The organism is Asaia lannensis NBRC 102526, from assembly GCF_024054035.1.
In the GTDB taxonomy this organism is placed as follows: Bacteria; Pseudomonadota; Alphaproteobacteria; order Acetobacterales; family Acetobacteraceae; genus Asaia; species Asaia lannensis.
Genome location: NZ_JAMXQU010000015.1, coordinates 25,587 through 39,215, shown reverse-complemented (window position 1 = coordinate 39,215; position 13,629 = coordinate 25,587). Strand labels below are relative to the sequence as shown.

The following is a 13,629-nucleotide window of genomic DNA, read 5'->3' as shown; positions in this document are numbered from 1 at the left end:
TCAAGCCGGTAACAAGCCTGGTTCCGAATGGCCGAAGCCTCTGTTTTCTTCGTTGAACAGGGCTATGCTATGGGAAAGATCGGCCACTTGTCATTAAAATCCTGAGCGCCGCACGAGTTTTCTTCTGGACAGGGATCCGACCCGAATAATGTCGTCCGAATTTTCCGATCTCACCTTTTCCGAAGACGAACTACACCGGTATTCGCGACATATTCTCCTTCCTGAAGTCGGTGCCACAGGGCAGGCCAGACTGCGCGACTCGTCGGTGCTGGTCATCGGTGCGGGCGGCCTCGGTAGCCCTCTGGCCCTGTACCTTGCCGCGGCAGGCGTCGGGCGGATCGGGATTGTGGACGATGACCATGTCGAACTGAGCAATCTGCAACGGCAGATCCTGTTTGCGAGGCAGGATGTGGGTCAGGAAAAGGCGCTGAGGGCCGCTGCACGTCTGAACGAACTCAATGCCGATATCGAGGTCGTGCCGCATGTCATGCGGGTCAAAAGCGATTCGCTTCCGACCCTTATGGAAGGGTACGATGTCGTTTGCGATGGAAGCGACAATTTCACGACCCGCTATGCCGTGGCCGATTGCTGTCAGGCTATGAAGAAGACGCTCGTTTCCGGCGCCGTACAGCGTTTTGAGGGCACGCTCTCGACCTTCGCGCCGCACCGTGGCGGCCCATGCTATCGCTGCCTCTACCCCGATGCGGATGAAAGCGCAGCCCTGAGCTGCGGACAGGCGGGCATTTTCGGGGCAGTGACCGGCGTGATCGGCACGCTCATGGCAACAGAGGCCCTCAAGGAGCTTCTGTCTCTGGGGCGCAGTCTCAGCGGGCATGTCCTGCTCTGGAATGCGCTCGATGCCTCGTTTCGCAGTCTCGCCCTGCCTGTCGATCCCGAATGTCCAGGCTGCGGTCACCCCTCCGAAAGGGAGACGCCATGATGCGTGTCATGGGTATCATTCTCGCCGATCGCTCGTTTGAACGCGCTCATCACGCTTTTGTGCTCGCGGCCGGAGCGCTGGCTCTCGGGCGTGAAGTCGTGCTGTTCGCGGGAGGGTTGAGCGTTCATGCACTCTGCCGGAACTGGTCCGGCATGGACGGCGTCGCGCTCGATCAGCTGTTTCAGGAGCGGGGTGTTGCGGGGTTCGAAACCCTTCGTTCCGCCGTTCTCGAGCTGGGGGGCGAGATCATGGCATGCGAAGCCGGGATGAGGGCCGCTGGTCTTGTCCAGAGCGATCTGTGCGAGGATGTGCGTATCTGCGGTGTCACGTCTTTCCTCGAGCGGACGGCGGATGCCCAGATTCTGAGTTTGTGACGCAGTCGCCCTCTTGCCCAGAACCTCACAACTTGGCACCCATGCACCCATGAAGACATTCCGCATCGTCTATGGCATCGGGCTGACGATTCTGCTGCCGTTCGGCGCGCTGGCAGAGGCTGCGCCCCAGACGACCCAAGACAAGACGACCCAACACCAGACGACCGGACATACGGCGCATCATCACAAGCATGGTGCGAAGGCGGCTGCTGCCACTGGCAAGGCGAAAGCCGCGAGTCAGGAGTCCGGCGCGCATCGCAGGAAAGCGAAGGCAGCGGGCAAGGCTGCATCGGCAAAGGGCACGAAAAGGCACAAGGCGGCCCCTGTCGCAGGTGAAGCCCACGGGGATGACGCCCATACGGCGCATGGTCGCCATACAGCCAGACATCACGTACGCGGTGCAGCGGCGGTTGCCGCAGGTGCCGCTGCTACGGGCGCTGCTGCCTCTGCAGCGCAGTCTGCGGCGCCTCCCACCCCGGACGATGCCGCTGCGGCCGCTGCTGCACCCGATGCGCCGCCTCAGGACAAGGGAACCAATACGGGTCTTCCCCTGCCGCGTTTTGCGGCGATGCGCGCCGACAAGGTGTTCATGCGCAAGGGGCCCGGTCAGCGTTACCCGATCGAATGGGTCTATCATCGCCGTGGTCTGCCCGTTGAGGTCGAGCGCGAATTCGATGTCTGGCGCCTGATCGAGGATTCTGACGGGATGAAGGGCTGGGTGCACCAGGCAACGCTGGTCGGACAGCGCACCTTCGTGATTCCCGGTCAGCCGCCCGAAGGACATGCGGCGGCAGTGGGCGAGGCTTCGGCCAAGTCCGGCGATGTGATCGGCAAGGCCGATGCCCGCGTGCTGGGCTATGTGCCGAGTGAGAGCGAGGCGCGACAGCGTCAGGGCGATACCCTGCTCTATAGCCAGTCGGACGAAAACAGCAGTGTCGTCGCCGTGTTGCAACCCGGAACCGTGGGTACGCTGAAGCTGTGCCCGCAGGGATCGACATGGTGCAAGGTCGTGGTCAAGGGCTATACGGGATGGCTTCCCAGACGTGTGTTCTGGGGGCTGTTGCCAGGAGAGACGCTTCAGCCTAGCTGAAGCTATGATATGCAACGTGCAGCAAATGGATCGGAGATCAGTATGACGTCCTCACCTCAAGCAGCTTCGGCCCATAGTACGGGAGCCCAGGGTACGGGAGTGAAGAAAGAAGCCGAGCAGCGCCGCACGAAGATCGTAGCGACCCTCGGCCCGGCCTCCTCCACGCATGAGATGATCCGCACACTGGCTCTGGCCGGCGCTGACGTGTTCCGTCTGAACTTCTCGCATGGCTCGCATGAAGATCATGCCAAGCGTCATGCCACCATTCGCGATGTCGAAGCCGAGCTGGGCCGTCCGCTCGCCATTCTGGCCGATATGCAGGGTCCGAAGCTGCGCGTAGGGACTTTTGCCGATGGCAAGGTCGAGCTGATCGAGGGCGCACGTTTCCGCCTCGACCTGGATCGCACGCCCGGTGATGCCCGTCGCGCCTGTCTGCCGCACCCCGAGATCATGCGTGCCGCCGAACCCGGCAGCCGTCTGCTGCTCGATGACGGCAAGATGCGTCTGCGCGTCGTGTCCTGCGATGACACGCATATGGAAACCGAAGTCGAAGTCGGTGGCTGGCTGTCCGAGCGCAAGGGCGTGAACGTGCCTGACGTTGTGCTGCCCATTCCGGCCCTGACCGAAAAGGACCACAAGGATTTCGCGTTCGCCCTCGATCTGGGTGTCGAATACGTGGCCCTTTCCTTCGTGCAGCGCCCCGAGGACGTGCAGGAAGCCAAGGATATCGCCAAGGGTCGTGCATGGATCATGACCAAGCTCGAAAAGCCGCAGGCGATGGAGCGTCTGAGCGATATCATTGCGCTTTCCGATGCCGTGATGGTGGCTCGTGGCGATCTAGGTGTCGAGCTCCCCGCCGAGGAAGTGCCGATCGAACAGAAACGCGCCATCCGTGAAGCCCGTTTTCAGGGCAAGCCGGTGATCGTCGCAACGCAGATGCTGGAAAGCATGATCACGTCGCCCACGCCGACGCGCGCCGAGGTGTCCGACGTCTCGAACGCCGTATTCGATGGCACCGATGCCGTGATGCTCTCCGCCGAGAGCGCCGCCGGCAAGTACCCGCGTGAGGCCGTCGAGGTGATGGCCCGTGTGACGCGTCGCGTCGAAAACGACCTCGAATGGCGCATGCAGGAAGAAGCGCTGCGTCCTGACAGTGACGGCACGACCGGCGGCGCTATTGCAGAAGCCGCATGGCATGTGGCCCAGTCGGTCTCGGCTGCTGTGATCGTTGTCTATACGCAGAGCGGTCGTGGCGCCCTGCAGATCGCACGCGAGCGTGCCGATTGCCCGGTTCTGGCCCTGACGCCGGACGACGAAACGGCTCGCCGCCTGAACATGGTCTGGGGCGTGCGCGCCATGTCCGTGGGTCAGGAAACGCCGGTTTATGGCGTTGAAGGCGTGGTGGATCAGGCAGTCGGTCTGGCTGTTTCCGAAGGCTATGCCGAAAAGGGTGACAAGCTGGTTCTGCTCGTCGGTCTGCCGTTCGGTCAGCAGGGATCGACCAACACATTGCGTGTTGTCACGATCTGATTGAAGGAAGGTGCGGGGTCACGGCCCCGCCCTTAACCTCCGGGGAAGGGGGTTCGCCCCGCTTATTCCGATTTACCAAGACGATGTTCCTGTATGTTGGTAGAGCATGGGCAGGGCTCTATGCAGGCCAACCGTGATCGCAAGCCGACGCTGCCTTGCCCCCCTGAAAAGGGGCGGTATTTCTGTCCTGATTTAATCGAGCAGGTTTCCAGAGAACGACTGTCCTTTGGTAGGGTATGGGGCAAAGCCCCATGACCGTCCCGACAGATTTCGAACTATTTCCGTTAAAACAGGCTCTCGTCTTGACGTCGTAATACCAGGCGACGCTGGGGATGTGAGGTCAGGCCTGACGGTTTTCCAGCAAGCTGCGGCGAATGCGTCGGCCACGGGAAATCGTTTCGACGATCGTTTTTTCATCGCCCTCGCGGATGGCCTTGGCCATTGACGCGGCGTCCTGGCTGAAGCGATCGAGAACGCTGAGCAGGGCGTCGCTGTTGTTCAGGAAAATGTCGCGCCACATGGTGGGGTCTGAGGCAGCAATACGGGTGAAATCCCGAAAGCCGGATGCGGCGAAGTCCAGAACCTCGGAGCGCATATCCTCTGCCAGAGTGTCGGCGGTGCCGCAGATGGTAAAGGCGATCAGATGCGGCAGATGGCTGACCATGGCACAGATCGTGTCGTGATGGTCGATATCCATGATCCGGATGCGTGCCCCCATGGCGCGCCAGAAAGCACTCATGCGGTCGATGGCATCCTGAGGTACGTTCGCATCGGGTGTGAGCAGGCACCAGCGATCCTCGAACAGATCGGCGAGACCGGCATCGGGGCCTGAATGTTCGGTGCCTGCCATAGGATGGGCGGGAACATAGGCGATATCGTCGCGCAGGGCGGGAAGCAGGGCATCGACCACGCTGCGACGGGTCGATCCGACATCGGTCAGGATCGCACCGGATTTGAGATGGGGCATGATGGCGCGTGCCACGGGGGCAATCGCACCGACCGGCACGCAGAGCATGACACAATCCGCGCCGGAAACGGCCTTGGCAAGATCGTCGGTAATCTCGTCGCCGAGGTCGAGACAGCGAACCCGGTCGAGCACGGCAGGATCGCGATCGGCGACGACGAGCCTGCTAACCAGACCGGGCTGGGCGCGAAGGCGGCGCAGAACGGATGAGCCGATCAGTCCGGGGCCGATGACGCAAAGCGTGTTGAACAGGGGGGCGGTCACGACGCTTCGCTCCGGGGAGAGGTCTCGGCGTAATCCATTGAGGGCGTGGAGGTCTGAAGCGACTTGGGCTGACGCAGGCGACGCATTTCGGAAAGCTGCCAGAGTGCCATGACCGGAATGCCGATGGCGATGTCGCGGCCGCGCCTCAGAAGAGAAAGACCGAGGGAAATTCCGGCATCGATTCCGAAGAAGTAGCCAAGTGCGACATAGGCGGCTTCCTGCACGCCGAGAGCCGCAGGAACAAGGAACGAGGCGGACATAAGCCCGCAGACGACGCCTTCGATCGCGATGGCCCCTATGAGGCTGATATGGGCACCGAGCAGTTCCAGAGAAAGCCAGGTGATCCCTGCGCCACCGATCCAGCACAGGAGGTGGATCGTAGCCCCCAGGGCGATGCGGCCAGGACGCGCCCAGAGCTGATCGAGTTCGGACTGGAAAACGTCCATGTTGTCGATCAGCGATGCGCGCCACCCATCGGCGATATGATCCCCCAGAAAACGCGCCACATGGCGGATGGCTGCTCCGCCGCGCTGCTGTGTCCAGATGAAGCCGGCAATGCCCACAGCCAGCAGGGCCATTCCGCCCAGTACGGGCCAGGTAAACTTGTTGGCACCTGTATGATCGAACAGGCAGGCAATCGCGATAATCACGAAAACGATCTGGCCCAGAACTTCGGTGGTGATGTCTACGATATTGGTGGCGACGGCGGCGGGCCATTGCAACGGGCCGAGCCTGCGGGTGAGGGTCGGAATGCTGCATGTGGCACGAATGCCGATCACCATGCCGCCAAGCTGGGAGAACGGCAGGCAATTTCCAGCGGCATCGCGCACCGCGCGCGAGGCAATGGCGCGAAAGAGTCCCAGTTCGGGACAGGCGCAGAACCAGGCAAGGCCGAGACCGACATCGACAAGTGCCTGGCTGCCGACGATGGCGGCAAAGCCTCCGATACCGACACGCTGCATCGCACTGAACACATGCCCGATGCCGAGCCAGGCCATGATTCCCGTGAGAAGGGCAAGGCCCAGAAGGGCAAGGATGAGAGTGAGAGTCTTCAAGGCCAGTCAGTTCCGAACGACGCAGGGTTTCGGTGGCGCACCATCCGGCCGGAGAAGGGTCGGGTAATGCTGGAGGTCGGGCAATGCTTCTGTGGCAATCTGAAAATATGTCGCGCTGTCGAGTGCTCGCGGCTGTCTACACCAGACAGTCAGCTTCCGCTACTCCGGGGCGGAATATGACGAAAAAGCCATCACGGGCCAGTTGCTTGTCCTTGCACGGACGGTATGGTGCGGGAACGATTTGCAATAAATGAGAGCATCAGGGCCTGGCATGGGTGAATACACACTGATTACCGGCGCGACCGGTTTCGTTGGCTCTGCAGTGGCGCGTATTCTCAGGCAGCGCGGGCACAAGATCAGATTACTGGTGCGTGCGGGGGCCGATCTCTCGAATCTCGAAGGGCTCGATGCCGATCTGGTGACGGGCGATCTGACTGCGCCGGAGAGTTTTGCGCCTGCTCTTGAGAACTGCCGTTATCTGTTTCATGTCGCCGCCGATTATCGTCTCTGGGTGCCCGATCCGGCTGTCATGATGCGGGCCAATGTCGAGGGGACGAGGCGGCTCATGATGGCGGCACTCGATGCCGGTGTGGAGCGTGTGGTGTATTGCTCCTCCGTGGCAGCTCTTGGGCTCACCAAGGACGGCAGTCCGGCCAATGAGCTGACGCCAGTCACTGAACACGATGTGATCGGCGTCTACAAACTCTCCAAATACCGTGCGGAACAGGAAGTGCTCCGGCTGGTACGCGAGCGCGGTCTGCCTGCCGTGATCGTCAACCCCTCCACGCCGGTCGGACCGCGCGACATCAAACCGACCCCGACAGGGCAGATGATCGTGGATGTCGCTTCGGGCAACATGCCTGCCTATGTGGATAGCGGCCTGAACATCGTGCATGTGGACGATGTGGCCGAGGGTCATGCGCTGGCACTCGAGAAAGGAACGATCGGGGAGAAATATATCCTCGGTGGCGAGAATTACATGCTCGGCGATTTCTTCTCGCTGATCAGCGAAGTGGCCTGCGTCAAGCCGCCACGCATCAAGCTGAAGCAGTCCTGGCTGCAGCCTGTGGCTGTCGTGTCGGAATGGATGGCACGCGGTTTCGGGATCGAACCGCGCGTGACGCGCGAGACCCTGGCGATGTCGAAGAAAATGATGTTCTTCACCTCATTGAAGGCGCAGGAACAGCTGGGCTATGCCCCGCGCCCTGCGCGTGAGGCTGTGGCCGATGCCGTGACATGGTTTCGAGAGCACGGGCGGATTGCGACCAGATGATTGGTAATGTGATGGCAGCCTCCGCGCTGGTTGCGTGGGGAAAGCTGCTTTTTGCGCATGGGCGCTTCTGGCAGACAGGTGAGCGTCTCGCACCCGGCACGGTGCCGGCGTCTCAGGGGAAAATGGCCGGATGGCCCGATGTGGCCATTGTCGTACCGGCCCGTGACGAAGCGGAGTCCATCCAGTCCTGTCTCGCGACCCTCGTGCAGCAGGATTACAGGGGCCGGTTGAGTGTCATACTTGTCGATGATGGCAGCACGGACGGCACGGGGGCGCTGGCGCGACAGGTGGCCGATCCGCAGGGGCGTCTGACGGTCCTGACAGGTAAGCCGCGACCGGAAGGCTGGAGCGGAAAGCTCTGGGCGGTGCATCAGGGCGAGTGTCTGGCGCGCGAAAAGATCGATGCGGATGGCTTCGTGTTGCTGACTGATGCCGATATCCTGCATTCGGCCCTGCATCTGGAAACGCTGGTGGAAAAGGCGCAGCGCGACGGGCTGGACATGGTGTCCGAAATGGTTGTGCTGAACTGCGAAAGTGCTGCCGAACGTATGCTGGTTCCTGCCTTCGTCTATTTCTTCGCCATGCTCTACCCGTTCGAGAAGGTGAACGATCCGGCCTCGCCGGTCGCCGGTGCCGCAGGCGGGACGATCCTTGTGCGCCGTGCGATGCTCGATCGTATCGGAGGCGTCGAATCGGTCCGGGGCGCGCTGATCGACGATTGCTCTCTGGCCAGCGATATCAAGAAGGCAGGCGGCAAGCTCTATCTTGGGCATAGCATGCTGGCGTGGTCGATCAGGCCGTATCAGGGGGCGGGAGATATCTGGCGCATGATCGCCCGCACCGCCTATGTGCAGCTGCGCTATTCGCCCCTTATTCTCTTATGTACCGTGCTGGGTATGGGGCTTGTCTGGCTGGCGCCGGTCTATTTCGCCCTGTTCGGGCGTGGGCGTGCCAGAGCGATGGGTGGGGCGTCGCTCTTTCTCGCGGTGATCTCGTTCCTGCCCACGCTGTCGCGTTTCAGGCTCTCGCCTGTACGGGCGCTGTTTCTTCCCGTGATTGCGGCTTTTTACATGGCAGCGACTCTGGGGTCGGCATTCGATCATCATCGTGGCCGTGGGGTCCAGTGGAAGAGCCGCTTTTATACCGAGGAGACCCACGCCTGATGCATGCCGCAGCCAGAATGCCCGACCCTGTCTGGGGTGAGGCCGATGTGACATCGGCCAAAGGGGCGGATAACGAGAATTTTCCCGTGGGCTCGCTGCTTTTTGCGAAGGCCAACAGGGAGCATATTGTCGCCTACTATAATTTCGCGCGTGTCATCGATGACATGGTCGATAACGCGACGCTCACGCCCGAAGCCAAAATTGCCCGGCTGCGCGGGATGGAGGAGGTTTTGCGTGGCGAACGTGAAGCCCCCCAGCGTGCAGATGCCCAGACGGCTGCGATCTTGCGTCGACATCTTGTCGAGACCGGTGTTCCGTTCGAGACGGCTTCGGATCTGATCACGGCGTTCTGTCAGGATGCCGTCAAGAACCGCTACGAGACCTGGGATGCGCTGCTGGATTATTGCCGCTTCTCGGCCAATCCCGTCGGGCGTTTCCTGCTGCTGCTTCACGGTGAGGATGCCAGGACCCTGCCTTTGTCCGACGCGCTGTGCAGTGCCCTGCAGGTCATCAACCATCTGCAGGATGTGACCTCGGATCTCAGGACGCTCGATCGGTCCTATCTTCCTCAGGATATGCTGGATGCGGAAAACGCGCAGGTAGAGGATGTTCTGCTTGCGCGCAGCAAGCCCGGCCTGCGTCGCGTTTTCGATCGCCTGCTTGATGAGGTCGATCGTCTGAACAGACAGGCGGCAGATCTACCGGCTATGGTCAGGGATCGCCGTATGCGCGCCTACTGCGCGGTCGTGGTTGCGCTTTCGCACCGGTTGGCAGCCCGTTTGCGCCGTGAAGACCCGGTTGCAGATCGTGTAAAACTCGGACGTGTCGATGCTGTGTTTGCCTTGTGCAAGGGGCTGATCGCACTGGTCAGACGCTAGAATAAAAAAGGGGGCGCCATCCGGGAATGGCGCCCCCTTTCTGCGGATCGGGTTGATGCCGACCGATCAGGCCAGGATCTGATCTAGGGCCGCGCAGAATGCTTCCATATCCTTCATCGAGCCGACGCTGACCCGCGACATTGTGGGCCAGATATCCCAGTTACGGCCGATCTCGACCTTTTTGGCAGCAAACGCCGTTTTCATCTGGCTTGCAGGTTTTTTCCAGTCGACCAGGAACATATTGGCCTGGCTGCCGGGTACGATGCGGATGTTGCGCTTGGCAAGATGATCGAAGGTCATGCTGCGTGCGGCGATCATCTCGTCGCGTCGGGCCTTGATGGCATCGGCCTGGGTCAGGCTGACGGCACCGGCGGCAAGCGCCACGATATTGAGCATCGAGATCATGTTCGGGCCGTCATAGCGCATCATGCGCTTGTGCAGGTCCGGACGGGCAAAGGACAGGCCAAGGCGCAGACCGGCCATGGCGAACATCTTGGAGAAGGTGCGCAGGACGATCACATCCTTGCCCTGCTTGACCAGAGAGATGGCACTGGGAGCGCCCGAGAAATGGATATAGGCCTCATCGACGATAATGACCGAGCCAGCGGGCTTGTTGTCGGCCAGCCAGGCGATGTCTTCCAGCGGGGTGACGGTGCCTGTCGGGTTGTTGGGCGAGCAGATGTAATAGGCGCCCGCATTCGGGTCGGCCTTGAGCATGGCGCGTACATCGGTCGCATAGCCGTTATGGGCCGAGAGCGGCACACGGGTCAGCTTGATTTTCATCCAGTCTGCGGTGCGCCAGGCGGCTTCATAGGTCGGGTTGGCCGTGACCAGTCCGCGTCCGGGTGAGCAGAAGGTCACGACCGATCGACAGAGCGGGTCGCTTGAGCCGGGCCAGGGCAGGATATGCTCTTCAGAGATGTTCTCGACGGAAGAGGCCGTGCGCAGCAATGTGGAACGCAGATGGTCGGGCTCGTAGCGGTTGCCGAAAGGCACCTGGGCCTGGCCGGCCGTCACTGCGGTCGGGAAAGGGCCGGTCCAGCATTCGTTGCTACCGATGCGCACCATATCCGGATGACCCACGAACGGATCGTCGCCCGGTGCCTTGATTGCAGCGAAAGCGGAAGAACCGAACTGGGTCAGGGCGGCGCTCATACCGAGCAGGCTGGTCAGGCGGCCGAAATGGCGACGTGAATAGCCACGTTCGAGCAAATCTTCCTTGGCTTCCTGGGTAAGGGGCGCGGTCATGAGCGTTTCTCCGGTGATCAGATGACGTCAAGGAGAGAGGGATTCGTTACGGTTGTCAAATCATTTTCGTAACGGAATTGCGCCCTTTTCGTCAGTATTCGTTCTTCTGACCCTTGAGGGGGATCGATGTCGGAAGATTATTGCCGCCGGCATAGGTCAGGAGCAACACCGTTCTCGTATCGCCTGAGACTCCGCGATGGGCGTCGTTCACGCTCTCGGCGAAGGCCTCTCCCTGATGAAATACGTGGCTCGCGCCGCTTTCCTTGTCCTGGATGGTCAGCTGACCCTCAAGCACATAGCCTGCATTGGGTACGGGGTGGGTATGCCAGGGCAGGGCTGTGCGAGGTGGAATGGTCAGGCGGATTGTGGTCAGCATGGGCGGTCCGGGAGGATAGGCCGTATAGGGCTTGCCGTTCCAGGAATGGTCGGCCTTGAGCAGGTGATCGGCATGAGCGGAAGCGGTGTTCTGCGCTCTGGCCGGAGACGCCGGGAAACTGACGAATGTCAGGGCAAGAGCCATGAGGGGGAGCGGAAAGAGGCGCATGAGGAGTCTCCTTGAAAAAGGAACGGGAAAAAGGAACGGAATGACGGATGACGATGGTTGAACGCAGACAGGCCAAGGAGGATTTTGCTGTTTGATCCTTTTGCGGGTAAAAGGCGCGGCTCTTGGATGATACAGGGATGAAGCGGTGAGCGGGTTTCAACAGGAAGCGGTGCTGGGCTGTTCCACGGCCGATCTCGATCATGTCCGAACGATCGTGACCCGCGCCGGAACGTCTTTTGCCAAGGGCATGAAGATCCTGCCTGCCGAACGCCGTTACGGCATGTTTGCCGTCTATGCTTTCTGCCGTGAAGTTGACGATATTGCCGATGGCGATGTGCAGGTGGCCGATTGCAACAGCGCGCTGCAGGACTGGCACGCACGGATAGAGCGCCTTTACGAAGGTGAGACACGCGATGCGCTGGACAGGGTGCTTGTCGCGACAATCTCCCGTTTCGGCCTGCGCAAGCAGGATTTCGCAGCGGTGATCGACGGGATGGCGATGGATGCCAACGGTCCGGTCATCGCGCCTGACGAGGCGACACTCGATCTGTATTGCGACCGCGTGGCTTCAGCAGTCGGCCGTCTTTCGGTACGTGTTTTCGGCGATTCCTCACCCGCTGCCGACAAGGTGGCCTTTCATCTGGGCAGAGCGCTGCAGCTGACCAATATTCTGCGCGACATACAGGAAGATGCCGACAAGGGACGTCTCTATCTGCCGCGTGAACTGCTTGTGCGCTACGATGTGCCGCTCGATCCACAGGAAGCGGTCTATGCACGAGGGCTTGATCCGCTGGCGCGCATTGTGGCGGTGCGTGCTGCGGATCATTTCCGTGAAGCCCGTCGTGCCATGAAGCAATGCGATACTGTGGCCATGCGTCCTGCCCGGATCATGGCGGCTTCTTACCGTCCGATTCTGACAGCGCTGCTGCGTCGGGGCTGGCAGCATCCGGAACGCCCGGTAAAGGTGAGCAAGCCGGGCCGCATCCTGCGCTCGCTTCTCGCTTATTATCGCTGACCCATGACACATGTGCATATCATAGGTGGTGGGCTGGCCGGTCTTTCCGCTGCGGTCGACGTCATCGGACGTGCAGGAGTCACCGTTTATGAAGCTGGGCCGGCCTGTGGCGGTCGGGCGCGTTCCTATTACGACAAGGCGCTCGATGCGCGTATCGATAACGGGAATCATCTGCTTCTCTCGGCCAACAAGGCCAGTTTCCGGTATCTTGGACTGATTGGCGCCGAGAAGACCCTGACAGGTCCGGGCGAGCCGGTTTTTCCCTGGTTCGATCTCTCTGCCAATCTGGGCTGGACGCTGAAACTGTCCAGAGGGCGCGTGCCGTTCTGGGCATTCTCCAAGGGGCGGCGTGTCCCTGGAATGAAGCTGCGCGAGCTTGGCATGCTGACGCGTCTGCTCAAGGCCGGACCGGACGACACGGTCAGCATGTTTCTGGGCGATGGCATGCTCACGACGCGACTGCTGGAGCCTTTCGCCATCTCGGCGCTCAACACGCCTCTCGATACGGCGAGCGCGACGCTTCTGGCGGCGATCATACGCGAGACGCTGGCACTGGGGGGTACGGCATGCTGCCCCTGGTATCCGTCTGAGGGACTTTCGGAGAGTTTTGTCGATCCGGCTGTTGCGCATCTGAGACGTCTACAGGGTGAGGTCCGCTGCGGCGCCCGTATTTCCGGTCTTGAGGTGCGTGATGGGCGCGTGAGCGCCCTGAAGCTCGGTCAGGAAACGATCGTGCTCGGCCCCGAGGACAGTGTCGTGTTCGCGGCTCCTTCTCCGGTCGCAAGAAACCTCCTTGCAGAGCATCTGCCGGATTTCACGGCCCCCGATGCATATGAGAGCATTATCAACGTTCATTATCGCCTGCCTGCCCCGGTGACGGCGCGTGGCATGCTGGGCAGGACCGGATTTGTCGGTCTCGTGGGCGGGGTGGCGGAATGGGTCTATCTCAAGGGCGAAATTCTTTCCGTGACTGTCAGTGCGGCCAATCGCTATGCTGCGCGGGATAACGATGAACTGATCGCCACGATCTGGTCGGAAATCCGTCAGGCTGTCGGGCCGGTGCTTGTCGAGGCTTTGCCGGAGGCCATTCCGCCTGTGCGTCTGGTCTGTGAGAAGCGTGCGACTTTTGCCGCGACCCCGGCACAGGATCGTCTGCGGCCTCAGGCCTGCACGGCCCTGTCCAATCTGGCTCTGGCCGGAGACTGGACGCAGACGGGATTCCCCTCGACCATCGAAGGGGCGATCGGTTCCGGCACAGAGGCCATCAGGGCTCTGGGTCTCTCACATTGAT

Annotated in this window: 13 protein-coding genes; 9 read left to right on the top strand and 4 right to left on the bottom strand. The window is 61.3% G+C overall.

Annotated elements, in window-relative coordinates; all coding sequences use genetic code 11:
* Positions 1-148: 148 nt before the first annotated feature.
* From NF685_RS13965 to pyk, 4 genes are read left to right on the top strand one after another with little or no spacing between them, the layout of a single operon-like run.
* The gene (locus NF685_RS13965) at positions 149-940 is read left to right on the top strand and encodes a HesA/MoeB/ThiF family protein (protein WP_252850097.1); all 792 of its coding nucleotides are present in this window, start codon (positions 149-151) and stop codon (positions 938-940) included.
* On the top strand, positions 937-1,314 hold the full coding sequence (locus NF685_RS13960; protein ID WP_252850096.1) for a DsrE family protein: 378 nt from the start codon (positions 937-939) through the stop codon (positions 1,312-1,314). Before NF685_RS13965 ends, NF685_RS13960 begins: the two co-directional genes overlap by 4 nt.
* A 49-nt stretch (positions 1,315-1,363) precedes the next feature.
* A complete protein-coding gene (locus NF685_RS13955) occupies positions 1,364-2,404 on the top strand; it encodes an SH3 domain-containing protein (RefSeq protein WP_252850095.1) in 1,041 nt (346 codons plus the stop codon).
* 42 nt (positions 2,405-2,446) lie between these two features.
* Positions 2,447-3,934: a pyruvate kinase gene (gene pyk / locus NF685_RS13950; RefSeq protein WP_222546106.1), complete on the top strand. Its 1,488-nt coding sequence runs from the start codon at positions 2,447-2,449 to the stop codon at positions 3,932-3,934.
* Between the two features lie 340 nt (positions 3,935-4,274).
* On the opposite strand, the gene NF685_RS13945 is transcribed toward pyk, so the two are convergent.
* Both NF685_RS13945 and NF685_RS13940 read right to left on the bottom strand, forming a co-directional pair.
* Positions 4,275-5,162 (bottom strand): prephenate dehydrogenase/arogenate dehydrogenase family protein, encoded by an 888-nt coding sequence (locus NF685_RS13945; RefSeq protein WP_252850094.1) that lies wholly within the window; start codon positions 5,160-5,162, stop codon positions 4,275-4,277.
* Positions 5,159-6,217, bottom strand: a complete 1,059-nt coding sequence (locus NF685_RS13940; RefSeq protein WP_252850093.1) for a lysylphosphatidylglycerol synthase domain-containing protein — start codon at positions 6,215-6,217, stop codon at positions 5,159-5,161. Before NF685_RS13940 ends, NF685_RS13945 begins: the two co-directional genes overlap by 4 nt.
* A 271-nt stretch (positions 6,218-6,488) precedes the next feature.
* Between NF685_RS13940 and hpnA the strand changes: the two genes are divergently transcribed.
* From hpnA to hpnC, 3 genes are read left to right on the top strand one after another with little or no spacing between them, the layout of a single operon-like run.
* Complete coding sequence (gene hpnA, locus NF685_RS13935) at positions 6,489-7,490, top strand: hopanoid-associated sugar epimerase (RefSeq protein WP_252850092.1); 1,002 nt, start codon at positions 6,489-6,491, stop codon at positions 7,488-7,490.
* 11 nt (positions 7,491-7,501) lie between these two features.
* Positions 7,502-8,653, top strand: coding sequence for a glycosyltransferase (locus tag NF685_RS13930; protein WP_373317841.1), 1,152 nt, complete (start codon positions 7,502-7,504; stop codon positions 8,651-8,653).
* Between the two features lie 17 nt (positions 8,654-8,670).
* A complete protein-coding gene (hpnC, locus tag NF685_RS13925) occupies positions 8,671-9,531 on the top strand; it encodes a squalene synthase HpnC (protein WP_252850111.1) in 861 nt (286 codons plus the stop codon).
* A 66-nt stretch (positions 9,532-9,597) separates the two neighbouring features.
* On the opposite strand, the gene NF685_RS13920 is transcribed toward hpnC, so the two are convergent.
* Positions 9,598-10,779 (bottom strand): pyridoxal phosphate-dependent aminotransferase, encoded by a 1,182-nt coding sequence (locus tag NF685_RS13920; RefSeq protein ID WP_252850090.1) that lies wholly within the window; start codon positions 10,777-10,779, stop codon positions 9,598-9,600.
* A gap of 91 nt (positions 10,780-10,870) precedes the next feature.
* Positions 10,871-11,323 carry a cupin domain-containing protein gene (locus NF685_RS13915; protein ID WP_373317840.1) on the bottom strand — a complete coding sequence of 151 codons (453 nt, stop codon included), beginning with the start codon at positions 11,321-11,323 and terminating at the stop codon, positions 10,871-10,873.
* 145 nt (positions 11,324-11,468) lie between these two features.
* Between NF685_RS13915 and hpnD the strand changes: the two genes are divergently transcribed.
* Together hpnD and hpnE are read left to right on the top strand one after the other, a co-directional pair.
* On the top strand, positions 11,469-12,338 hold the full coding sequence (gene hpnD / locus NF685_RS13910) for a presqualene diphosphate synthase HpnD (RefSeq protein WP_252850089.1): 870 nt from the start codon (positions 11,469-11,471) through the stop codon (positions 12,336-12,338).
* 3 nt (positions 12,339-12,341) lie between these two features.
* On the top strand, positions 12,342-13,628 hold the full coding sequence (gene hpnE / locus NF685_RS13905; protein WP_222548440.1) for a hydroxysqualene dehydroxylase HpnE: 1,287 nt from the start codon (positions 12,342-12,344) through the stop codon (positions 13,626-13,628).
* The last annotated feature ends 1 nt before the right edge of the window (position 13,629 follow it).